The following is a 21,654-nucleotide window of genomic DNA, read 5'->3' as shown; positions in this document are numbered from 1 at the left end:
AAGACTTCAAATAAATCTAAAACTCGTCCTTATTTCTTTTCTCTTCTCTAAAAAATTAGATAACCCCATCAACAATCCCATAAGCCACAGATTCTTCTGCACCCATCCAATGGTCTCGATTAAAATCTTTCATCACTTTATTAAAATCCTGCCCGCAATTGTCCGCTAAAATCTTAGCACTTAACTCTTTGGTTTTTAAAATTTCTTGAGCTGTAATTTCAATATCACTAGCTTGCCCGCGTGCACCACCACTTGGTTGATGAATCATAACACGTGCATGGGGCTGGATAAAACGTTTCCCTTTAGTACCAACCGATAACAAAATAGAACCCATCGAAGCCGCCAACCCAGTACAAATAGTTGACACATCACTTTTTAAAGATTTAATACAATCGTACATGGCGAATCCAGACGTTACATAACCTCCAGGGCTATTAATGTATAAATGGATATCTGCGGTTTCCAAAGCATCTAAATACAACAATCTATCAATCACATGTTTAGCAGACTTATCATCTACCTGACCCCACAAAAACACCTTGCGTTCTTCAATTAATTTGCTATCAATAGCATCTTGTACTTTTATTGGCTTACTCATCTTAATTCTTATTTATTTTAAATTTCATCTAAAATAAAAAAAGGTTCACCATAATGGCAAACCTTTTCAATTTTCTTTTTATAATCTACTACAAAAGTCCGTCAATAGCATCTGTGTATGCATTTTTAGGCGCTACACCAACCTGACGACCAACAACCTCACCGTTCTGAAAAACCAAAACAGTAGGTATGTTACGCACACCATATTTAGCAGCAAACTCTTGATTCGCATCAACATCAACCTTACCTACAACAGCTTTTCCGTCATATTCATCACTAATTTGCTCAATAATTGGTCCAACCATTCTACACGGTCCACACCAAGCAGCCCAAAAATCAACCAAAACTGGTTTATCACTCTTTAATACTGTTTCTTCAAACGTTGCATCTGTAATCTCTAATGCCATAATATTTATATTTTAATATGTTTTTAATTCGTTTTAATAACACAAAATTAGTCAAAAAATATTCCAAAGCTTACAAATCAACAATTTGTTTTCCCTATAATGGCATCAATTGGTTTTATTTAGTTTCTATTTTGGGCGCAACCACAAGGGTCGGGCTATCCGTTACAAGTCCTCGCACCTCCTTCGTCGGGCTGTGGGCTTTTCACTACTATCCCTTGCGCGGGTGCAGAACACCCATTGAAATTTTAGTTAAGCAACCAAAAAGTTGCGTATTAAATTTATTTACCTTAATTTAGCAACCAGAAAGTTGCATATCTGCCTACCGATAGGCAGGTTAATCAAAAAAAAACAGAATACTTATGAAAGATTCAATCAAAAAAGAAGTTGTGTTTAATCACACCATAGACCAAGTCTGGAGTGCCATTTCAAAAGCCGAAGAAATCTCAACATGGTTTATACCAGCCGATTTTAAAGCCGAAAAAGGATATAAATACCTATTTACTTCCCCACCAAACGAAAAAGGCTGTACCACCATTGGAGGAGAAATTATAGAAGCAAATCCATACACCTTAATCTACACTTGGATTGTTGGCGGCACCGAAACCGAAACCACAGTAAAATGGGAACTAGAATCTACTACTGAAGGCACAAAACTAACCCTAGAACATTCTGGAATTTCAAACTACGCTGGCGAAACCGCAGTAGCCATGTTTGAGAGTTTCAATGGCGGATGGGACAATTGTATTAATGGTTTAACTAGCTATTTAAAAGAAACAGTAAATGCAGGATAAAATCACCAAACTTTTTAAAGCCATAGCAGACCCAACAAGGCGTGATATTTTTCACGCCTTGGTTATCGCAACCTCAACATTATCCATCACACAAATCTCAAATCAGTTCGACATGACCCGTCAAGGCGTTACCAAACACATTAAAACTTTAGAAGAAGCAGGATTAGTTTACATTAACGCACAAGGACGCGAACGCTTCTGTAACGCCAACCCAAAAGAACTTCAAGAAGTTAATAAATGGATTAAATTCTATGAGCAATTCTGGGATGATAAATTGAGTAGTTTGGGGGATTATTTGGATGGTAAGGCTTAATACTCGGTGTCATTGTGAGGAGACACGACGTTACAATCTGTTAATTAAAACCCTAGGTTACCAACAAACAGATTCTCACGCTTTATTACAAAATGAAAAGTCAGAATTGAAAAAGGGAACTAATCAAATTCGAGATCATTTTTAGAACAAAATAAAATTATTCGCTAAGTAGCTTTTTAATATCTTCTTTTAGAGCGCTAATTTCTTCTTTTACACCATCATCATCAACTTTTTCAGCTTCAGAAACAATACCTCTATAATATATTATCGGGTTTCCAAAGTCATCTTTTCTTGAACGTATGAAACCATTTTTATCAATTAAGGCGAAATTTCCAGAATGCTCAAAGCCACCATCTACATTTTCATTCTCTGCTGTATAAATATAAAAGCCTTCGTTTGCTAGTTTATAAATAGCTTCTTGCTTGCCCGTTAATAAATGCCAATTCGGATTTGTAACTCCGTAATGTTCTGCATAATTTTTAAGAATTTCAGGTGTATCATAATCTGGATTTATAGTAAAAGACGCCACACCAAAATTCTCGAAATCTTTAAATGCGTTCTGAATTTGAATTAAATTAGCATTCATCTTCGGACAAATAGTTGGGCAGGTTGTAAAAAAGAATTCTACAACGTATACCTTACCCAAATAATCTTGGTTAGTAATTGTTTTTCCTTCTTGGTTTGTAAAACTAAATGGTGGTACTTTTCTTTTAACACCATTGTTTTCAATAAAAACTAAAGCTTCTAAATCGACTACTTTATTTTCATCTTTCAAATCACTTCTACTTTCTTGTCTGGAAATATCATTATTTGATATTCTATCAATAATTCTCGGTATAAAAATAATGCCAAAAACCAAAATTATAAAGGCAATACCTATGTATGAATAATTTGTTTTTTTTATTTTATTCATTAGTCTCTAATTTTAAATCGTCCGCTCTTCTAGTATCAGAATTAAATTCTCCTTTTCTTTTCTGACGGTACTCGGTGAATAGAATACGCATATCATCACTCATTTTATTCTTAATTTCTGCTACTTCAATACAATCATACGAAAGCAAAGGATAAATGGCTGTATTCTTTTCAACTTCTTTATCTGTTCTATCGTCTAAACGTCCTCTTTGGTTTAAATCTTTATCAACCAAAAAAACCATATCGGTACTTAGTTTTTGATTCAAACCTTCTTTACTTTTTAAACTTTCAAATATAGTCTGTATTTCTTTTGGACTTCCAAATACGAAATGCCAAAACCTTAAATCTTCATAAGAGCTTATTTCAGATTTTAATTTTTCAACAGATGCTTCTGTCCCATTTGGCATGATAACTACCACTTGAAAACGTTTAAATCCTTTAAATTTATCGTAAACTAGTTCTTTTAAATTTAAGGCAGTAGTAGATTTATTACTTGGGTTTTCACCAAAAAAACCAACTACAGAAATATGGTCTTTTAAAAGCGTTTTCTTGTCTGATGTTGAAGTAAATGCATTTAAATCTGATACCTCATCATTTACAATATCTAATGGTGTATAGTTATGAGTTGCAGGATATAAAAACAATAAAAATGTAACTGGAAGAAAGAATAATATTCCCAAGACAACATATCTGCTAACTTTCTTATAATCCATTTATTAGAGTGTTTTTCCTTATCAATTATCTCATACAAAAATAAAAAAAGGCGGTTTAAAAACCGCCTTAATATATCTATTTAACTATATATTATAGTTAAAAATCTCTTTTTATAAATCCGTCTTTATAAACATCGAAAACGTATCCGCCTTCTTGTAATAATATAAATATTAAATAAAGAATTAAGAATATAGCTGTCCATACAACCATACGTCTTAAAGATTTGGTTTCATCACGCATGTGCATGAAATCCCATGTAATATAGTAAGCTTTAACAATAGTTAAAATAATGAATATCCAGTTTAAGATTTTCATTCCTAAAAACTTAGCCATTAAAGATTCTGGTTTGTAAATACCTAATACTACTTCAATACCAGTTACAATGGTTAAAAAAATTAAAACCCCCCAAATTTTTTGAGTATTGGATTTAAACTTAACTAAGCCTCTAAATATTTCTAATTTATGTGCGTGTGCCATTTTATGTGTTTTTTAGATTCCCTTCAAAAAGGGAATGAAAAATAAATTCTTAATTAAACTAAGTAGAAGAACGTAAATACAAATACCCAAACTAAATCTACAAAGTGCCAGTATAATCCAACTTTTTCTACCATTTCGTAGTTTTTACGCCTTTCGTAAGTCCCTAAAATTACATTAAAGAAAATAATTATATTTATAATAACTCCAGAGAATACGTGAAATCCGTGAAATCCAGTTATAAAGAAAAAGAAGTCTGCAAATAATGGTGAACCATATTCATTTACATGAAGATTTGCGCCTTCTACAACTAATTTCCCATTATCTTTTAATTGTTTTAAAGATTCTGCTCTAGACAGCACAGTTTTCTCTCCTGCTTCATTTATTATTTGTGTTCTTACTAAAATATTTTCATGAGACTCTAAACCTTGAACAACTTCATCTACTGTATATGATGATAACGATCCTTCTGACACAAACCACAACCCACTTTTACGCTCATGCTGTGTTCTATCTGCATGAGTATCAGCGGTAACAAAATCTCTTAAAGCAACTCTGTGACCATCAGTATCAACAAATTGTAAAATATTACCACCCTTTGTTTGCACAGCTCCAAAATCGCCTTGAATAAATGTTGCCCATTCCCATGCTTGAGATCCAACGAAAATTAGACCACCAATAATGGTTAAGAACATGTATATAGTAACCTTAGCCTTATTTAAATGATGTCCAGCATCAACAGCTAAAACCATTGTTACCGAAGACATAATAAGAATAAAAGTCATGAAAGCCACATAAATCATAGGAAGCTCTTGACCATGCAGAAAAGGAACGTGGGTAAACACTTCATCGGCAATTGGCCATGAATCTATAAACTTAAATCTTGAAAAGCCATAAGCGGCTAAAAAACCTGAAAACGTCAAGGCATCAGATACAATGAAAAACCACATCATCATTTTACCATAACTTGCATTTAGTGGTTTGTTTCCACCTCCCCAAGTTTTACCTTCTGTTCCAGTATTTACAACTGTAGTACTCATATATGTTGGTTGTTATTTAAAAGTTGCACAAAAATAATCAATTTATTTATCTAAAGAAACATCCAGCTATAAATTATACACACTCTAAATAAAAGTACATTGAGATGCTACTTTAGACCTTTAAAAAAAATAAAAAACTATCTAAAAAAATATAAAAACAAAAATAGTAGCACCCATAGTACATCTAGAAAATGCCAAAAGGTTGCTGCTAGTTCAAATCCCAACATACTAGTGGGCGTATACTTTTGTTTAAAATGATTATAAATTACGACTAACAAACAAATTAGACCAACCACAACATGTAAAATATGCATAAATGCAATTATAAAAATAAATGTCATTGTAATATTACTCGTTGGTCCAGTAAAATGATACCCTTCTCCTATTATCTCGTTAAAAGCCGAAAATTGATTGTAAATAAATGCAAATCCCAATACAAGAGTTGCCAATAATAACCAAGTAGCTTGACTTCTCTTACTGTTCTTTAGCGCTTTTCCAGCAAGCATAAACGTAACACTACTAACTACAATTATTAGTACACTTACTATAAAAGCATTAGGTAAATCGAAATCTTTTAACCAATCTGGTCTTGATTTACTTACTATATATGCACTTGTCCATCCTGCGAACGACATTATTAATGAAATAATACCGAACCAAAGCATCATTTTTTTAGCTCTACTATTCTTTTCCTCTAAAGTGCCTTGTGTTAAATCCATAACTACCTAATAAATTTATCAATTACGTATACTATTTGTACTAATGAAATATAAGAGACACTCACTAGCATTAATTGTTTTGCAGCTTTTTCAGTCATTAATTTAAATAAACGTATGGCATAATACAACATCCATAAACCTAAAAGAAAAACAATAATAGCTGAAACAATAGATAATTCCAGCTTTCCAGTAAACCCAAAAACAGGAATTATTGATACTATTAAAGTCCAGATAGTATACATAATTGTTTGAACTGCAGTTCCTTTATCTTGCCTTCCTGTTGGCAGCATAAAGAATCCTCCTTTTTTATAATCTTCGAATAAAAACCAGCCAATAGCCCAGAAATGAGGAAATTGCCAAAAGAATTGCAATGCAAATAAAGTTCCTGGTTCAATACCAAAATCGTCTGTAGCAGCTACCCATCCTAACATAAATGGAATGGCTCCTGGAATGGCTCCTACAAATACTGCTAGAGGTGTTTTAGTTTTTAAAGGCGTATACACACAGGTATATAGAAATATTGAAATAGCACCAAACATTGCTGTTTGCTTATTGATGGTGTACAAAATAATGATACCTAAAAGCGTGAAAATAGTAGCAATAACAAAAGCCGTATTCACAGACATACGTCCTGCTGGTATAGGTCTGTTTTTTGTACGATTCATTAATGCGTCCAAATCTTTTTCAATAATCTGGTTAAAAGCATTTGAAGCACCAACCATAAAGTAACCACCTAAACCTAACAACAATAGCGTTTTGTAATCGACCGTTTCTACACCCAATAAATAGCCAGCAATAGACGAAAAAACAACACTTAAAGCGAGTCGCATTTTAGTAATTTCCTTAAAATCTGAAATTACCGAAGGTGTTGCTACTGAAGATTTCGAATTACTCAATGGTCTATTTGCTTGTTCGCTTTCTATTTGCGAGTGCAAAGATACTTTATAAAACCCGAATTATGCAATAGAAAATCTATTACATCTTGAAACTTCTTCATAACGAAGTTCTATCAGATAATTTGGGTTGCGGAATTTTGAGCAATGCTTTTTGAGTGTTATTTAATTATTACTTCTGAAATTAAAAGTCGTATTTTTAATCAATATAACATCAATTAAATTCATTATGAAACTTTATAAATCTATCTCTACATTTTTAATCTTTGGTTTTATATTAAGTGCTTGTTCGCAAAATAAAGAAGTTACAATAAAAACCCATAAACTCTCCGAGAACATTTATATGTTAGAAGGGCAAGGTGGAAATATAGGTATTTCTATAGGTGAAGATGGTGTACTTATGATTGATAGCCAATTTGCGAAATTGACATCCAAAATTCTTGAAGCCATAAAAAATTTAAGCGACAAACCTATCAAGTTTTTGGCAAATACACATCACCATGGCGATCATACAGGTGGCAATGAAAATATCTCTAAACTTGATGTCAACATAATAGCACATGATAATATCTACAGACGTGTAAAAAACAACAAAAGACAAACTGATGAATCCTTACCAACCATCACTTTTAACAATAAATTAAGCCTTTATATAAATGGAGAACAAGTTATCGCGATGCATTTTGACAATGCGCATACAGATGGTGATAGCATGCTCTATTTTACTAAAAGCAATGTTTTACACACAGGTGATATTTTCTTCCATAATCGATACCCATATATTGATTTAAATTCTGGCGGAAGTGTTACTGGATATATAGAAGCTGTTAAAGGCGCAATGATTCTTATAGATGAAAACACCAAAATTATACCTGGACATGGAAATCTTTCAAATAAAAAAGAATATGAAACTTTTTTAAAAATGCTAATAAACTTAAAATCGAACGTATTAGCTGAAATTAAAAATGGTAAAACTGAAGAAGAAGTGACCTCTAATACATCATTGACAAAAACATATGATGACCTCGGTTATAGCTGGGGATTTATTACTTCAGAAAAAATTAGGAAAACGCTTTATAAAAGTTTAAAGAAGTAGATTATGTAATTCCATACGAATACGATGAAAAACTTCATTTCTATAAGATTTCTCTTCATTCATTCTTCTCTCTATAAAATTAAAAATCAAAATACCAGTTAAACAAATCCGTTCTAATACCAAAATTAAACCAAACGGTATCGCTTTTAAATGCAGAAGCTGTTGTACTTTCTGGATTAAAGTTTCTAAAGGTGATATCTGTAAATATTTTAAGGTTCGATGCTGGGTTAATTACATAACCAGCTTGTAAATTACCATAAAAGGTTTGTGCTTTAATGCCTTGCCCAACTTCAACCCCAGTATCAAAAGGTCTTTCATTATAATTTCTATAGATATCGCCACCATAACTAAAATCGTCTACACCATTATTAAAATCTAAACCACGCGAACCAAAAATAATTTTAGCATTTGCATACCATCTATTATAATGATAGCGACCTATTAAAACTGTTTCACTAAAGTTAGCACCCCATAAATGTGCCATAGACTGGTTATTATGACCATAGTTCAGAACAATCGTATTATGGGAGTAGGTATAAGGACGAACACGGTTGTATTCTAACTGAAGTAATAGATTATCAACTTTAAATGCATTGAAATACTTAACACCTAATTGATATCCGAACTTATTTTTCCAACTTTTCTCACCACCTTTTACATCATTTAGAGAAAATTCATCTAAGACAAATTGGCTATAAGCATAAATATTATCTTTAAATTTATATTTCGCTGAAGCTCCTAAAATAGCATTTCCTGCTCCTTGACCAGTTTCAAATTCAATGGCACGATAAAAAATAACAGGATTCAAATAATTAATGTCGAAGCCGCGTTCATTGGAGTTAGTCCATAAAACCGATTCAAAGAACCCTAAGTTTAATCGCTTAGACACATTCCAACTTAAATAGTGATTTGCCATATACTTAGTTAAAAAAGCACCATCTTCAGTCACTTCTGGTCTAACATCTTTTAACCACATCCATGTATTGGTATATTTTATTTTCCAAAACTTAGTGTTTAGTTTTAAAAATGGTCTCGGACTTGCAACATCACTCAAGAATAAAGAACGATACCCATCACCAATAAAGTTTTTACCATGACCAAACTGAATATTTATAAACTTAGCTGGCGCATAAGACAAATAAGCCTCTGCAACTGGGTAATCGTAAGAATCGCTCTTGAAACGTTTAGCAATACCACGTCCTGGAACAATTGCGGGATCTGGACCAAAGGCTTTTAAACTTTCTGCATAGGTATTAACGTATTGCGCAAAACGCCCTTGACTTTCAAAAACTGCTGTGTAGAAATTAAACTTTTTACCCAAACCTCCTTGCACCAAAAGACCTCTTGTGTTATTGTAAGTAGAGCTAAATTCTGCTTCAGTATCTTTACCTACTTGTAAATCGAAAATAGGATCTATTGTAAACCAATAATCCTTTCCTTGTAATTGCACTAAATGTTCATTCCATAATTTCTTACCTGCCCAAGTACTTGTTTCTTTATTTAGTTTATCGGTTTCTGCTTTAAAATCGTAGTATTTGGCAACCTCATCGTAAACAAATGGCTTTGAGGCCGAGTGACTATTTGTGCCAATAACATTTATATTTCTATCGAATCTAGCATAATAGTTATGCGTGAACGGAATATTTAATTGACTTGAATACCTTTTATTTTCAAAGGGAATTAATGTGGCATTAACGCTATCAAACTCGGCTTTTGCTTGTTGCTCTAGTTTTGAAACCTCACTTTTCTTAGCTAAATCTTGAGACACTGTTTCTTGATTCACTAAAGGAATCTTAATCGGCATAGAATACTGCTTATACGTTTTTCGTCCATTATATGTTGCTGGTTGAATTTTAGGAAACATATCAAACACTCGTTTTGTTTCATCTTTCAATTCGCTATAAATAGCATCGACGTAGATTACGCGAAATACTCCTGTAGTATCTACTTCAAAAAGCACAACAACTTCTCCTTTATAACTTTCATCTAAAGCTTTCTGAGGCACTTTAAAGTTTTCATAAATCCTTTTAAACACATTTGTATCAAAACAGTTTTGAAGTGAATCTATCGCGATGTTTTTACAATCTGAAAAAACAGGCGGCTTCTCATTAAAAGGAGTGCTTTGTGCGGAGATATTATATTGAACTAAAAGTAGGAGTAGTACAACGAATCGCTTCATAAGTATTTTGTTAAGCATTGATTTAGAGCTGAAAGATACTATATTTTTTTAGATTCGTTAGCCGTTCGTTTGTTTGAATTTGAATCAAAATTTATAAGAAAATGAAACTATTAGAAGTCAAGAAAAAACCGTTACTAAATTAACATTAGTAACGGCTTAAAAATATTATTAGTTTACACGAACTAATTTTCTATTTGAAAAATAATAGGCTGAGTATAAATAACACCAACGTTTTTATCGTGTTGTCTACCTGGAGTCATTTGCGGAATTTTACTAATAACTCGTTTTGCTTCTTCATCTAACTTAGGATGTGGGGCACGAGATTCTATGTTTGTAACATTACCTGTTTTATCTATTTCAAATATCACACTAATTCTTTGTCTTCCTGTTAAACCATAATCACTCGCAATACTGGTATCAAATTTTCTTAAAATAAGTTTAGAGATTTTATCGGACATACATTGTTTTCTATCGTCATTATTCTTGAATTTTTCACAACCAGGATAAATTGGTGCATCTTGAATACTTATAAATGGTACTGGTGCCTCATCTGGGATTTCGATTACCACAATATCATCTGGATTAATTGGTGGGTTATCATCTATAACGGGGTCATCGATTGTTGGTAATACTGGATTGAGTTCAACATCATCTGGAACAACATCATAATCCTTAGGTTGTTTGCTCTTTTTTTGTTCTATTGGCTCTTCAAAAGTGGGTTCAATAGGTTTAATAATAGGAACATCCACATATTCTGGTTCATCTAATGGAGGTAAGTCGGCATATTTAGGAATGGTCGATTCAAAATTCATTTCAAAAAGCCCATAGGTAAATAACAAACAGACAATTAAGCCGATTTGGAAATAGAGGGTTGAGTTTTTTTGTAGATTTGCATCATGCTTTTGTGGTTTTTTCGCGATTTGCTCATTTTGCCGAATGAGTTCGCGAGACTTCTTAGAAGTGTTCATAATAATTATAGTTTAAATGTTAATGTTATGATAAAATCACAATAAGCATACCAAAAAAAGAAATCCCGTTACAAAATTTGTAACGGGATTTTAATTTATTTAGTTTTCCCTTAAAAGGAATGCTTCTTAATCTTGTACTTGGAAAATAATTGGTAACGAATATGGTACGGTTACAGCCTTACCTCGTTGTTTTCCTGGTTTCATTTTTGGCAATAAGTTAATTACTCTTGCTGCTTCTTTTTCCAGTCCTGGGTGTGGTGCTCTAGCACGAACACCAGTAATATTTCCTGTCTTGTCTATTTTAAAGATTACGTTAATACGTTGTCTTCCTGATAATCCTAAATCACTGGCAAGTTCTGTGTTAAATTTTCTATTAACAAACTTTGAAATCTTTTCAGACATACAAGCTTTCTTAGCATTGTTTCCGCTTTTGTTTTCACATCCAGGGAAAATTGGCACATTTTCAATAACTGCAAATGGCACTTCAATATCTTCTTCTACTTCTTCTACCTCTACTTCTTCTACCTCTACAATTTCTTCCTCCTGATCTGTCTCTGTAGATTCAATTACTGTTTCCTCTACCTCTTCTTCGTCTTCTACAATCTCGATAACTTCTGGTGCTGCAGGTGGAGGTGGTGGAGGTGGTGGTGTTTGAATTTGTTCTGTGATTGGAATTTCTTCATCATCTAATTCATCTAAATTCAATTGCCCAATATCTATATTAGACTTATCATACGTTTTGTAATTGATAGCGTAGTTTGTTAAAAACAACATTAAAGCTAAACCAATTGCGAAATACAGTGAACTGTTACGTCCAACATTTGCTTTAGGATTTTTCTTAGGTTCCATATCTTAATTGTTTTATCAGGATTGCTAAAATAACCATTTATTTGTCAAAAAAACAAGTGATTATATCTTTTTAACTTCTTTTATCTTATAAACTATTAATACTAATACTGCAATAATAATACCAAAGGTATTTGCGCCTACATCGTAAATATCTGAAACTCTGCTCTCTGTTAATCCTCCTTGAAGTAATTCGATAATAACTCCTATAATAAAAGAAAATATGCCTGAGTACATAATTGCCTTTGTAGTTCCAACCTTGAACTTGTTATAAAAAGCAGAATACCACAAAATAGGCAAAACAAAATACGCTAAAAAATGAAATATTTTATCGTTATATGACGTTCCTAAATCAGGTAATTCATCTAATTTTATTAGACTCATACAATTTAAAACAACTGTATAAGCAATCGCTATTAATAAAGCATATTTTTTAAGCACCAATAAGCGCTTTATAATCGTCGGCTGACATAAGCGTATCTGTTTGAGACATATCAGAACATTTTAGTTTTATCATCCAACCATCTCCATAAGGATCTGTATTTACAGTTTCTGGTTCGTCCTCTAAAGACTCATTAAACTCAATAATTTCGCCAGACATTGGTAAAAATAAATCTGACACTGTTTTTACCGCTTCAACCGTACCAAAAATGTCTTCTGCTTCCAAAGTTTCATCAACTGTTTCTACTTCTACGTAAACAATATCACCAAGTTCCCCTTGAGCAAAATCTGTAATTCCAATTGTGGCAATATCTCCTTCTATTTTAACCCACTCATGGTCTTTTGTATATTTTAAATCTGATGGTATGTTCATTATATTTGTTTATTTAGATTCAGCAAATGTATTTATTCAAATTTAATTATCAAACCTCAATGAATTAATTAAGTAATTATTTTTAATTGATAATAAAATCGTTGCTAACAAAATAATCAACTATAAAACAAGCAGTTCGCACACACAAACATGAATTTTGTACATATCTTTTGACAGTTCAAGGTTTTCTAGTTAATTTTCAAGAACTATATGCGAATTCTTAATAAATATATTTCTCAGGTATTGGTTCACATCCTCTTTTGGATGCTTTTTGTGTTTGTATCACTCTTTCTGTTTTCAGATTTTTATTGGAAAGAAAATCCGTTTCTTCAATACTTAACCCTTTTAATCATTATAGTATATATTAATAACTTTTTACTCCTACCCTTTTTTGTTAAAAAGAAACTATACGTTTTATATGTATTTGTTTTTGCTGCTGTTTCATTTTTAGCAACACAGCTCTATTGCTATTCTTTTGCACAATGCGGATGTACCGTTTTTAAATGCTTAAGCGATTATTTATGGCAATCGTTAGTACCTCTTATCTTCTTTTCTTTTATTTGGATATTATATCGGTTTATTGATAAACAAGAAGAAGTTGAAATCATTAAAAAGGAACATGCCGAAATGGAATTAAAATTTCTAAAGTCGCAAATAAACCCACATGTATTATTCAATAATTTGAATACTATTTATTCTTACTCTTTAGAAAAACCAAATGAAACACCAGATCTTGTTTTAATGCTTTCAGATAATCTAAAACACGTTTTATATGAAAGTAATGAGAAAACAATTTCTCTGAAAAAGGAAATCAAGTTTATTGATAATTATATAAAATTTCAAAAAATACGAACCGAAGGTGTTAAACAAATTAATTATTCAACTAACATTGATTCTTTACAACATAAAATTGCGCCATTATTATTAATTACTATTATTGAAAATGCTTTTAAACACAGTACTTTAAACAGTGACATTAATATAACCATAGAAGTTAAAAACGGGTTCATAAATTTAACTTGTGAAAATGATTTTGATAAAAATAAAACAAGCTCATCCGATTTAAAAATTGGATTACAAAATCTAGAGAAAAGATTAGAACTCATTTATAAGGACGCCTATGAGTTTAACATTAATAAGACAGAATTATTTAAAGTGATGCTAAGCCTTAATTTGAAACGAAAATCTAATTAACCCACACGTTTAAAAACCAGCATATGAATTGTATTATTATAGAAGACGAAATACCTGCACAAAAAATTCTTAAAAGTTTTATTGCAAGAATACCAAGCCTCGAATTAATCTCGGCTTATCAAGCAGCCATTGAAGCTAATTCGTTTTTAAATAATAACACTATTGATATTGTTTTTTTAGATATTAATTTACCCGATATGTCTGGACTAGATTTCATCAAGACAATTAAAAATCCCCCAGCTATTATTATTACTACAGCATATCCAGAGTATGCCGTAACTAGTTTTGAGCTTGACACCATTGTAGATTATTTGGTCAAACCCTTTTCATTCGATCGATTTCTAAAGGCTGTAAACAAAGCTAAAGACAGACTAGAAGCATCTAATAATACCTTAGATGAAAATGCAGAAACTATCTTTTTAAATGTCGACAAAACGCTTCATAAAATAATTATAAATACTATTCTCTATATTGAATCAGACAGGAATTATATTACAGTAGTTACCGAAAACCAAAAACTTTCATATATAGATTCTTTGAAAAACTGGACTACAAAACTGCCTAAAAATCAATTTGTTCAAGTACATAAATCCTTTATTATAAACAGTAAATTTGTAGATAAAATTTCTAGCAATACCATTTTTGTAAAAACAACCAAAATTCCTATTGGTAGAACTTTCAAACAAGAATTGCTTCATAAATTAGGCGTGTGAATTTTTATTAGAAGTCTGTATCTTTACATTTATGCAGCATATTTCTAAACTTCCAAACGTAGGCACAACTATTTTTTCAATAATGAGTGGGTTGGCTAAAAAGCACAACGCTATTAACTTGTCTCAAGGTTTTCCAGATTTTGGTAGCGACCAAAAGCTTATAGATTTAGTAAGCAAAGCCATGAATTCTGGTTACAATCAATATGCTCCCATGCTTGGTAATTTAGAATTGCGTGAAGCAATTGCAAAGAAAATGGCATTGTTATACAATTCTAGTTACCATCCAGAAAATGAAATAACCATTACTGCTGGAGCGACACAAGCTATTTTTACTATTATTAACACCTTTGTAAAACCTAATGATGAGGTTCTTATTTTTAAACCAGCTTATAATAGTTACGAACCTGCAGTAAGACTTAATGGCGGCAAAACTATTCCCATTCAATTGGAAGCTCCCAATTTCAGTATCGACTGGAATGCTGTAAAACAGAAAGTTAATAGTCTCACAAAAATGATTATTATTAATACGCCTCACAACCCATCTGGGATGGTGTTCTCTAAAGAAGATATGCTTCAGTTACAAAACATCACCAAAGGTACCAACATTATCGTGCTTAGTGACGAAGTATATGAACACATGATTTATGATGAAGAAAAACATCAAAGTGCCTGTTTATTTCCTGATTTAAAATCTAGAAGTTTTGTTGTCGCATCATTTTGCAAAACCTTCCACAATACTGGTTGGCGCGTTGGTTATTGTTGTGCACCCAAAGAGCTAATGACCATGTTTATACAAGTGCATCAATTTAATGTATTCTGTGTGCATCATCCCACTCAAAAAGGCATTGCAGATTATATGCAAGAACCAAAACATTATATAGAACTCTCTGAATTCTATCAGAACAAAAGAGATTTGTTCTTAAGTCTTATTAAAGACTCTAAATTTAATTTTAAACCCTCCAAAGGCACTTACTTTCAAGTTTTAGATTATTCTGCAATTACTCAAGAACATGATGTAGATTTTGCCAAACGAATGACCTTTGATTTTGGTCTTGCATCTATTCCTTTATCGGTTTTTAATCATAATAATTTAGACAATAAGGTATTACGATTTTGTTTCGCCAAAAAGGATGACACTTTAAAACAAGCTGCAGAAATTTTAAATCGCATATAGTAACCTCTCTTATTGCAAGCCTAGAAAGTATTCATAAGAAAAAAAACAGTAATAACCCGTTGTGCAATTTTATTTACGTTACTAAATTGTCCGTTCAGGTGATTTTCAACAGAAAATCGTATCGAGAACAGGTTTTGAAATGGAAAATTGGATTCTCGACACTAATTTTACTCATAAAAATGAGCAAAATTCACTCGAATTGACAAATTCCTCAAAATACACAACAGGTAGTAATAATTTCTAAGCAATCTGCTAAAGATGCAAATCTCGATTATCGAGTAACTTTTTAAAAAATTGTGTGTCTAAATAACAAGTTTAAAATTATAAAATAAAAATTATGAAATTTGTTATAACACTATTATTTATCTGTTTTGGCCTTTTACTAAGCGCTCAAGAAGTCAATGTTAATGGCACAACTTACAACGTTAAAAAAGAGAAAATATTTAAAGACAATGTTGATGTAACTGAAAATCTATCTGTTGAAGAAAGAAGAGAAATTAGAGCAGCTTTCAACAATAAAATGTCTCGAATTAAAAAAACCGAAGAAACTGAAAAACAATTAGAAAAGGCAGAAAAAGACCAGAAGAGAGCCAAAAAGAAACAAAAAAAGGCAGAAAAAGCGTTAAAAAGGAAGAAAAAAGCACAATCCAATTTTGATAAATCTGCAAGAAAACATCAAGAAGCTATAAAAAAGTATGAAAAATTAAAAAAGAAAGGTAAATTGTCTCCTAAAAATGAGGCTAAGTGGCATAAAAAAATTAAGAAATTTGAAGAGTCTCACATTAAAGCTAAAAAGAAACTAAAAAAAGCATAATTAATACATGCAAAATCTGCTTAATATAGCATTAATTCAATCCGATTTAGTTTGGGAAAACCCCGAACTTAATCGGATTAATTTTTCCAAAAAAATTGAGGCTATTTCTAATGAAGTAGATATTATTGTGTTGCCTGAAATGTTTACCTCAGGATTCACTATGAATGCTTCACAAGTAGCAGAATCTATGAATGGCATTACTGTTAAGTGGATGCTAGAGCAAGCTGTAAAAACGAATGCTGTTATTACTGGAAGTTTAGTAATAAAAGAAAACAATACGTATTATAACAGATTGCTTTTTGTTGAACCTTCTGGATATATTTCAACTTACAATAAACGACATACATTTACGCTAGTTGGTGAAAACAAAGTTTACACTGCTGGCACTGAAAAAGTGATTATAAATTACAAAGGCTGGAAAATATGTCCGTTAATTTGTTATGATTTACGTTTTCCTGTTTGGGCAAGAAATGTAGCCGATTATGACGTTCTAATATATGTGGCTAATTGGCCAAAACCAAGAGTCACTGCATGGGATGCTTTACTAAAAGCACGTGCCATTGAAAACATGAGTTATTGTGTTGGCGTAAATCGTGTGGGTAAAGACGGATTAAATAGTACGTATTCTGGCCATTCAGTAGTTTATGATGTATTAGGAAATACAATGACTTCTTTTCAACCAAATAAAGAGCAAATAGAAATTGTTACTTTAGATAAAAGGCATATTGAAACTTACAGAAATAAACTTAAGTTTTTAGATGATAAAGATAATTTTACTCTTGTATAAATTGTAAAGTCTCAATTAATCCCCAATCTGCTCGAACCTCTTCAGTCATTTCAAAATGGCTTACCCGCTCTGGTTGTGTCTTTTTTAGATAGTTACCAGTATCGTATTTTTTATTTTCGTTGGAATCAAAAATAACCCTTACAAAATACTTTCCTGGACTCACGTTTAAAAAGTCTAAAGGTTTATTTTCTGTAGCATAGCGTTCTTCTTTTACTTCGCCCTTAGCGTCTGTTAATTGAACTATAATAGGATATACCGCATTCACCAAATTGAAACGTATATAACCAAAATCTGATAACTTTTTTGTATTAACCGAATGATTTAATGTGTCATTTTTTACATCAAAAAATCCAGTGAAAGCTTCTGGTAATATTTGAATATTATATTTATTTTCTTCTGTTTTATCAAAGTCTAAAGCATAAATATTGGTAATACTATCGAATTTTGAAGTGAATGTAACCACTGTTGAATCTTTATCTAAAATAGTCACCTTAGAAGCATCAAAATTATTAAATGGGGTGTTCCCGAAAATTTCGATGGGGTCTTCATAACCAATACTTCCAGATGGAGAAACATTAATAGTTAAAGAATCTCGTTTCTGCTCACTAATTCTCACTGTAAAATCTTTTTCGAAAGTTGGATGAGTCACTTTAAAAATTAAAGAATCTACTTCTTGTCTTGGCGTATACCAATAATAAAGCGAATCTGTTTCTTTGTCTTTTGTTATTCTATATGAAAAGTCTTCTGAAACATCTGAGAGCAATTCAATATTCATGTCTTTATAATCGCCTTCATATCCAAAGGCAATTTTTTCGCCAGAAATTAATCGAGGTCTTACCGCTTTAAAGTCTAAATCTTCATTAAACAGTTTTAGAGTATATATAGAATCTGTCGGCACATCAATTGGAGTTTTATAAAACCCTATTTGATCTGTTTTTTGTTGAAACTTATTATCGCCATTGCCATCTTTTAAAGCTACTAACAAATACTTTCCTTCTTTTACATTTTCTATAGTAAAAGTGGTTAAACTATCTAAAGTATTCGTTATATACTTAGGCCTTTCTTTATAAACAATAGAATCACTAAACGTAGAATCTACTTCATAAAGTGCTACCGAAACAAAAGTTTCTGGTTGTCTTTTTGTTGCGTCAACAATATTTCCTTTAACAGTTAAAGAATCTATATAATCGCCCGTAGAGAAAACATATCTGTAATATGAATACGGGTTTCCTTCATTATTATCCTGTATGCTATTTCCAAAATTAAAAGCATAAGTTGTATTAGGTTGAAGCGTGTCGTAAATTTTAATTGTTATTTCTCTACTGGCACCTCCAATTGGTCTTATTTCTGGCTGAGTAACCATTGGAGGGGAAATAATAAGTTGCTTCTGTATATCCTTAAGCTTAACAAACTCATTGAAAGTGATTTTTATTTCATCGCCATTAAAGTTAATTGAGTAGTTTTCTGGTTCAGACTTTATTATTTCTGGAGGGGTTTCATCTTTTGGCCCACCATCTGGTGTTCCACGATTAGCACAGTTAATAAAAACAGCACCTATTATAGCAGCTAAAATAAAATTTGAAAGGGTCTTATTCATCAACAATTTAAAATTTCCACAAACGTACATAATTTTAAAGAGATAACGAATAACTCTTTAGGCTATTGCCATAACCGCAATGCTAATTTTAATATTGCTTGCTTGGTTTAAGACATTAGTACAAGCCTCCAATGTTGCTCCAGTAGTAATAATATCATCAACTAAAAGAATGTGTTTATGCTCTATGCTATTCTTATTCTGTAGTGTGAATAACTCATCACTTTCATTCCATCTAGCAAATCGCATTTTATTTACTTGAGATTTGGTATTAGTGATTTTTAAAAGAACATCATCAACATATTTAGCATTTAAAGCCTCTGCAATTTGTTGGCCAAATTTGGCTACCTGATTATAGCCTCTTTTTTTTAATTTCTTTTTATGCAATGGAACAGGAATTACAAAATCTATAGTATTGTAATGTTCTATAGTTTTTAATTCACCTCCTAGCCAATCCCCTAGCACAAATCCAATATTTTCATACCCTTTGTATTTAAGCCCATGTATTAGTTGCTGAACGATGCTTTTCTTCTCAAATCTAAATAATGCTGTAGCTTTTTCAACTTTAACACGCCCATAAAAGACTTTCAAAACAGTGTCATCATCATTAAAATGATAATTAGTTACTGGTAAATCGTGCCTACAACTAACACAAATTGTATCCTGATTATCCTCTAATAAATTGAGACAAGCATAACATATTTTTGGAAAGAATAAGTTTACTAGAGATTGCATCATAAATTTCTACGGTCAAGACCTGTAAACATAAATAAAAAATAACTTAATTTTTAACGAACAAGGCTTTTAGTTTCATGCGGTTTTTTATTTTTGCACCTATGGCAAATCAAGATGATCAATTTAAGAAGGTAATTTCGCATGCAAAGGAGTACGGATACGTATTTCAAAGTAGCGAAATTTATGATGGTTTAAGCGCAGTCTACGACTATGCACAAAACGGAGCAGAATTAAAAAAGAATATACGCGACTATTGGTGGAAAGCCATGGTGCAAATGAATGAAAATATTGTAGGTATTGATGCGGCTATTTTTATGCATCCAACTACTTGGAAAGCATCTGGACACGTTGATGCTTTTAACGACCCATTAATTGATAATAAAGATTCTAAAAAACGTTATCGCGCCGATGTTTTAATTGAAGACTATTGTGCTAAAATTGAGACTAAAATTGAAAAAGAAGTAAAAAAGGCTGAAAAACGATTTGGTGATGCTTTTAATAAAGAAGAGTTTGTATCTACTAATGGACGTGTTGTTGGGTATCAAGAAAAAATAAATACCACACTATCGCGAATGGCAAAATCTTTAGAGAATGAAGATTTAGCCGATGTTAAAGCACTAATTGAAGAATTAGACATAGCAGACCCATTAACGGGAAGCAAGAACTGGACAGATGTTAAGCAGTTTAACCTCATGTTTGGGACCAAACTTGGTGCTTCTGCAGAAAGTGCGATGGATTTATACTTGCGCCCCGAAACGGCTCAAGGTATTTTTGTCAACTTTTTAAATGTACAGAAAACAGGCCGTATGAAGATTCCTTTTGGTATCGCTCAAACGGGAAAAGCCTTTAGAAATGAAATTGTTGCTAGACAGTTTATTTTTAGAATGCGTGAGTTTGAACAAATGGAAATGCAATTCTTTATTAAACCTGGGACGCAACAAAAATGGTATGAGTATTGGAAACAACATAGAATGAAATGGCACTTGTCTTTAGGCATGGGTACAGATAAATATCGTTTTCATGACCATGAAAAATTAGCGCACTATGCCGATGCTGCTGCAGATATCGAGTTTAAATTTCCATTTGGCTTTAAAGAATTAGAAGGTATTCATTCTAGAACCGATTTCGATTTAAAAGCACACGAGGAATATTCTGGTAAGAAATTACAGTATTTCGATCATGAAGAAAATGCGAGTTATACCCCTTATGTTTTAGAAACTTCCATTGGTTTAGATCGTATGTTTTTAGCCGTTTTCTCAAATTCGTTGCAAGAAGAAGAACTCGAAAATGGTACAACTAGAACTGTTTTAAAATTACCAAGTATTTTAGCACCAGTGAAAGCTGCTATTTTACCACTAGTTAAAAAAGATGGATTACCAGAAATAGCAAAACAAATTGTAGAAGATTTGAAATGGGATTTTAATATCGATTATGATGAAAAAGATGCAGTTGGACGTCGTTATAGAAGACAAGATGCCAATGGAACTCCATTTTGTATTACTGTAGATCATGATACCAAAGAAAATAACACAGTAACTATTCGCCATAGAGATACTATGGAACAAGAACGTGTAAAAATTGAAGATTTAAGAGCTATTATTAAACAAGAAGTAGATGTACGTTCTTGGTTAATGAAGATGTAAACTAGAAGTTATAATCTTGTCCCGATAACGATAGATTGTTTCAATATTTATAAAACAAAAGAGGCTGTCTGAAAAGTAAGTTCGATGTCATATTGAGCTTGTCGAAATATTTTTAACTTACTAGGCACTTTCAGAAGTAAGTTGATTTATAAAAATAGAATAAAAAAACTCAGCAAAGTTTTACAAAAACGAGCTGAGTTTTTTGATTTTTGGTCGTTTTTTGTTTTGATTTCAATG

24 protein-coding genes are annotated in these 21,654 nt (G+C 31.9%); 9 read left to right on the top strand and 15 right to left on the bottom strand.

Annotated elements, in window-relative coordinates:
* Window positions 1-55: 55 nt before the first annotated feature.
* Together Q0739_RS05545 and trxA are read right to left on the bottom strand one after the other, a co-directional pair.
* Window positions 56-598 (bottom strand): ATP-dependent Clp protease proteolytic subunit, encoded by a 543-nt coding sequence (locus tag Q0739_RS05545; protein ID WP_298237716.1) that lies wholly within the window; start codon window positions 596-598, stop codon window positions 56-58.
* 88 nt (window positions 599-686) lie between these two features.
* A complete protein-coding gene (gene trxA, locus Q0739_RS05540) occupies window positions 687-1,004 on the bottom strand; it encodes a thioredoxin (protein ID WP_298237715.1) in 318 nt (105 codons plus the stop codon).
* Between the two features lie 359 nt (window positions 1,005-1,363).
* Between trxA and Q0739_RS05535 the strand changes: the two genes are divergently transcribed.
* Window positions 1,364-1,795, top strand: coding sequence for an SRPBCC domain-containing protein (locus tag Q0739_RS05535; protein ID WP_298237714.1), 432 nt, complete (start codon window positions 1,364-1,366; stop codon window positions 1,793-1,795).
* Window positions 1,785-2,108, top strand: a complete 324-nt coding sequence (locus Q0739_RS05530) for a metalloregulator ArsR/SmtB family transcription factor (protein WP_298237713.1) — start codon at window positions 1,785-1,787, stop codon at window positions 2,106-2,108. Before Q0739_RS05535 ends, Q0739_RS05530 begins: the two co-directional genes overlap by 11 nt.
* A 157-nt stretch (window positions 2,109-2,265) precedes the next feature.
* Here the strand turns inward: Q0739_RS05530 and Q0739_RS05525 are convergent, their stop codons facing one another.
* The 6 genes from Q0739_RS05525 to cyoE all read right to left on the bottom strand — a co-directional run bounded on the left by Q0739_RS05525 (window position 2,266) and on the right by cyoE (window position 6,863).
* Window positions 2,266-3,021, bottom strand: coding sequence for an SCO family protein (locus Q0739_RS05525; protein WP_298237712.1), 756 nt, complete (start codon window positions 3,019-3,021; stop codon window positions 2,266-2,268).
* Window positions 3,014-3,733, bottom strand: coding sequence for a hypothetical protein (locus Q0739_RS05520; RefSeq protein WP_298237711.1), 720 nt, complete (start codon window positions 3,731-3,733; stop codon window positions 3,014-3,016). The genes Q0739_RS05525 and Q0739_RS05520 overlap by 8 nt, the downstream gene beginning before the upstream one ends.
* Before the next feature lie 97 nt (window positions 3,734-3,830).
* Window positions 3,831-4,211, bottom strand: coding sequence for a cytochrome C oxidase subunit IV family protein (locus Q0739_RS05515; protein ID WP_298237710.1), 381 nt, complete (start codon window positions 4,209-4,211; stop codon window positions 3,831-3,833).
* Between the two features lie 53 nt (window positions 4,212-4,264).
* The gene (locus Q0739_RS05510) at window positions 4,265-5,248 is read right to left on the bottom strand and encodes a cytochrome c oxidase subunit 3 (RefSeq protein WP_298237709.1); all 984 of its coding nucleotides are present in this window, start codon (window positions 5,246-5,248) and stop codon (window positions 4,265-4,267) included.
* Between the two features lie 137 nt (window positions 5,249-5,385).
* Window positions 5,386-5,967: a cytochrome c oxidase subunit 3 gene (locus tag Q0739_RS05505; RefSeq protein WP_298237708.1), complete on the bottom strand. Its 582-nt coding sequence runs from the start codon at window positions 5,965-5,967 to the stop codon at window positions 5,386-5,388.
* A gap of 2 nt (window positions 5,968-5,969) precedes the next feature.
* Window positions 5,970-6,863 carry a heme o synthase gene (cyoE, locus tag Q0739_RS05500; protein ID WP_298237707.1) on the bottom strand — a complete coding sequence of 298 codons (894 nt, stop codon included), beginning with the start codon at window positions 6,861-6,863 and terminating at the stop codon, window positions 5,970-5,972.
* Between the two features lie 226 nt (window positions 6,864-7,089).
* Between cyoE and Q0739_RS05495 the strand changes: the two genes are divergently transcribed.
* A complete protein-coding gene (locus Q0739_RS05495) occupies window positions 7,090-7,956 on the top strand; it encodes an MBL fold metallo-hydrolase (RefSeq protein ID WP_298237706.1) in 867 nt (288 codons plus the stop codon).
* Window positions 7,957-8,035: 79 nt separating this feature from the next.
* Here Q0739_RS05495 and Q0739_RS05490 read toward each other — a convergent pair whose 3' ends face one another.
* From Q0739_RS05490 to gcvH, 5 genes are all read right to left on the bottom strand, one after another.
* A complete protein-coding gene (locus Q0739_RS05490) occupies window positions 8,036-10,135 on the bottom strand; it encodes a gliding motility protein RemB (RefSeq protein ID WP_298237705.1) in 2,100 nt (699 codons plus the stop codon).
* Window positions 10,136-10,317: 182 nt separating this feature from the next.
* Window positions 10,318-11,103 (bottom strand): energy transducer TonB, encoded by a 786-nt coding sequence (locus tag Q0739_RS05485; RefSeq protein ID WP_298237704.1) that lies wholly within the window; start codon window positions 11,101-11,103, stop codon window positions 10,318-10,320.
* Between the two features lie 126 nt (window positions 11,104-11,229).
* Window positions 11,230-11,952, bottom strand: a complete 723-nt coding sequence (locus Q0739_RS05480) for an energy transducer TonB (RefSeq protein WP_298237703.1) — start codon at window positions 11,950-11,952, stop codon at window positions 11,230-11,232.
* Between the two features lie 60 nt (window positions 11,953-12,012).
* Window positions 12,013-12,333, bottom strand: a complete 321-nt coding sequence (locus Q0739_RS05475; protein ID WP_298237702.1) for a VanZ family protein — start codon at window positions 12,331-12,333, stop codon at window positions 12,013-12,015.
* 49 nt (window positions 12,334-12,382) lie between these two features.
* The gene (gcvH, locus tag Q0739_RS05470) at window positions 12,383-12,763 is read right to left on the bottom strand and encodes a glycine cleavage system protein GcvH (RefSeq protein WP_298237701.1); all 381 of its coding nucleotides are present in this window, start codon (window positions 12,761-12,763) and stop codon (window positions 12,383-12,385) included.
* A 210-nt stretch (window positions 12,764-12,973) separates the two neighbouring features.
* On the opposite strand from gcvH, the gene Q0739_RS05465 reads away from it, so the two are divergent.
* From Q0739_RS05465 to Q0739_RS05445, 5 genes are all read left to right on the top strand, one after another.
* Window positions 12,974-13,957, top strand: coding sequence for a histidine kinase (locus Q0739_RS05465; protein WP_298237700.1), 984 nt, complete (start codon window positions 12,974-12,976; stop codon window positions 13,955-13,957).
* 23 nt (window positions 13,958-13,980) lie between these two features.
* A complete protein-coding gene (locus tag Q0739_RS05460; RefSeq protein ID WP_298237699.1) occupies window positions 13,981-14,670 on the top strand; it encodes a LytTR family DNA-binding domain-containing protein in 690 nt (229 codons plus the stop codon).
* A gap of 31 nt (window positions 14,671-14,701) precedes the next feature.
* Window positions 14,702-15,844, top strand: coding sequence for a methionine aminotransferase (locus Q0739_RS05455; protein ID WP_298237698.1), 1,143 nt, complete (start codon window positions 14,702-14,704; stop codon window positions 15,842-15,844).
* A 337-nt stretch (window positions 15,845-16,181) separates the two neighbouring features.
* Complete coding sequence (locus Q0739_RS05450; RefSeq protein ID WP_298237697.1) at window positions 16,182-16,658, top strand: hypothetical protein; 477 nt, start codon at window positions 16,182-16,184, stop codon at window positions 16,656-16,658.
* 7 nt (window positions 16,659-16,665) lie between these two features.
* Window positions 16,666-17,445, top strand: coding sequence for an amidohydrolase (locus Q0739_RS05445; protein ID WP_298237696.1), 780 nt, complete (start codon window positions 16,666-16,668; stop codon window positions 17,443-17,445).
* Here the strand turns inward: Q0739_RS05445 and Q0739_RS05440 are convergent.
* Window positions 17,432-19,042 carry an Ig-like domain-containing domain gene (locus Q0739_RS05440; RefSeq protein WP_298237695.1) on the bottom strand — a complete coding sequence of 537 codons (1,611 nt, stop codon included), beginning with the start codon at window positions 19,040-19,042 and terminating at the stop codon, window positions 17,432-17,434. The genes Q0739_RS05445 and Q0739_RS05440 overlap by 14 nt on opposite strands.
* Window positions 19,043-19,099: 57 nt before the next feature.
* Complete coding sequence (locus Q0739_RS05435) at window positions 19,100-19,777, bottom strand: phosphoribosyltransferase family protein (protein ID WP_298237694.1); 678 nt, start codon at window positions 19,775-19,777, stop codon at window positions 19,100-19,102.
* Window positions 19,778-19,875: 98 nt separating this feature from the next.
* On the opposite strand from Q0739_RS05435, the gene Q0739_RS05430 reads away from it, so the two are divergent.
* Complete coding sequence (locus Q0739_RS05430) at window positions 19,876-21,417, top strand: glycine--tRNA ligase (RefSeq protein ID WP_298237693.1); 1,542 nt, start codon at window positions 19,876-19,878, stop codon at window positions 21,415-21,417.
* The last annotated feature ends 237 nt before the right edge of the window (window positions 21,418-21,654 follow it).

Source organism: uncultured Algibacter sp. (assembly GCF_947487605.1).
Lineage (GTDB): Bacteria > Bacteroidota > Bacteroidia > Flavobacteriales > Flavobacteriaceae > Algibacter_D.
This window is presented reverse-complemented; position numbering and strand designations above follow the sequence as displayed.

What these genes read in the sequence shown, in the direction of transcription:
- Q0739_RS05430 (WP_298237693.1), top strand. Translation starts at nt 19,876, where the DNA reads ATGGCAAATCAAGATGATCAATTTAAGAAGGTAATTTCGCATGCAAAG.
- gcvH (WP_298237701.1), bottom strand. Translation starts at nt 12,763, where the DNA reads ATGAACATACCATCAGATTTAAAATATACAAAAGACCATGAGTGGGTT.
- Q0739_RS05480 (WP_298237703.1), bottom strand. Translation starts at nt 11,952, where the DNA reads ATGGAACCTAAGAAAAATCCTAAAGCAAATGTTGGACGTAACAGTTCA.
- Q0739_RS05460 (WP_298237699.1), top strand. Translation starts at nt 13,981, where the DNA reads ATGAATTGTATTATTATAGAAGACGAAATACCTGCACAAAAAATTCTT.
- Q0739_RS05455 (WP_298237698.1), top strand. Translation starts at nt 14,702, where the DNA reads ATGCAGCATATTTCTAAACTTCCAAACGTAGGCACAACTATTTTTTCA.
- Q0739_RS05520 (WP_298237711.1), bottom strand. Translation starts at nt 3,733, where the DNA reads ATGGATTATAAGAAAGTTAGCAGATATGTTGTCTTGGGAATATTATTC.
- Q0739_RS05510 (WP_298237709.1), bottom strand. Translation starts at nt 5,248, where the DNA reads ATGAGTACTACAGTTGTAAATACTGGAACAGAAGGTAAAACTTGGGGA.
- Q0739_RS05485 (WP_298237704.1), bottom strand. Translation starts at nt 11,103, where the DNA reads ATGAACACTTCTAAGAAGTCTCGCGAACTCATTCGGCAAAATGAGCAA.
- Q0739_RS05535 (WP_298237714.1), top strand. Translation starts at nt 1,364, where the DNA reads ATGAAAGATTCAATCAAAAAAGAAGTTGTGTTTAATCACACCATAGAC.
- Q0739_RS05490 (WP_298237705.1), bottom strand. Translation starts at nt 10,135, where the DNA reads ATGAAGCGATTCGTTGTACTACTCCTACTTTTAGTTCAATATAATATC.
- Q0739_RS05530 (WP_298237713.1), top strand. Translation starts at nt 1,785, where the DNA reads ATGCAGGATAAAATCACCAAACTTTTTAAAGCCATAGCAGACCCAACA.
- trxA (WP_298237715.1), bottom strand. Translation starts at nt 1,004, where the DNA reads ATGGCATTAGAGATTACAGATGCAACGTTTGAAGAAACAGTATTAAAG.
- Q0739_RS05505 (WP_298237708.1), bottom strand. Translation starts at nt 5,967, where the DNA reads ATGGATTTAACACAAGGCACTTTAGAGGAAAAGAATAGTAGAGCTAAA.
- Q0739_RS05435 (WP_298237694.1), bottom strand. Translation starts at nt 19,777, where the DNA reads ATGATGCAATCTCTAGTAAACTTATTCTTTCCAAAAATATGTTATGCT.
- Q0739_RS05515 (WP_298237710.1), bottom strand. Translation starts at nt 4,211, where the DNA reads ATGGCACACGCACATAAATTAGAAATATTTAGAGGCTTAGTTAAGTTT.
- Q0739_RS05465 (WP_298237700.1), top strand. Translation starts at nt 12,974, where the DNA reads ATGCGAATTCTTAATAAATATATTTCTCAGGTATTGGTTCACATCCTC.
- Q0739_RS05450 (WP_298237697.1), top strand. Translation starts at nt 16,182, where the DNA reads ATGAAATTTGTTATAACACTATTATTTATCTGTTTTGGCCTTTTACTA.
- Q0739_RS05495 (WP_298237706.1), top strand. Translation starts at nt 7,090, where the DNA reads ATGAAACTTTATAAATCTATCTCTACATTTTTAATCTTTGGTTTTATA.
- Q0739_RS05475 (WP_298237702.1), bottom strand. Translation starts at nt 12,333, where the DNA reads ATGAGTCTAATAAAATTAGATGAATTACCTGATTTAGGAACGTCATAT.
- Q0739_RS05545 (WP_298237716.1), bottom strand. Translation starts at nt 598, where the DNA reads ATGAGTAAGCCAATAAAAGTACAAGATGCTATTGATAGCAAATTAATT.
- Q0739_RS05440 (WP_298237695.1), bottom strand. Translation starts at nt 19,042, where the DNA reads ATGAATAAGACCCTTTCAAATTTTATTTTAGCTGCTATAATAGGTGCT.
- Q0739_RS05525 (WP_298237712.1), bottom strand. Translation starts at nt 3,021, where the DNA reads ATGAATAAAATAAAAAAAACAAATTATTCATACATAGGTATTGCCTTT.
- Q0739_RS05445 (WP_298237696.1), top strand. Translation starts at nt 16,666, where the DNA reads ATGCAAAATCTGCTTAATATAGCATTAATTCAATCCGATTTAGTTTGG.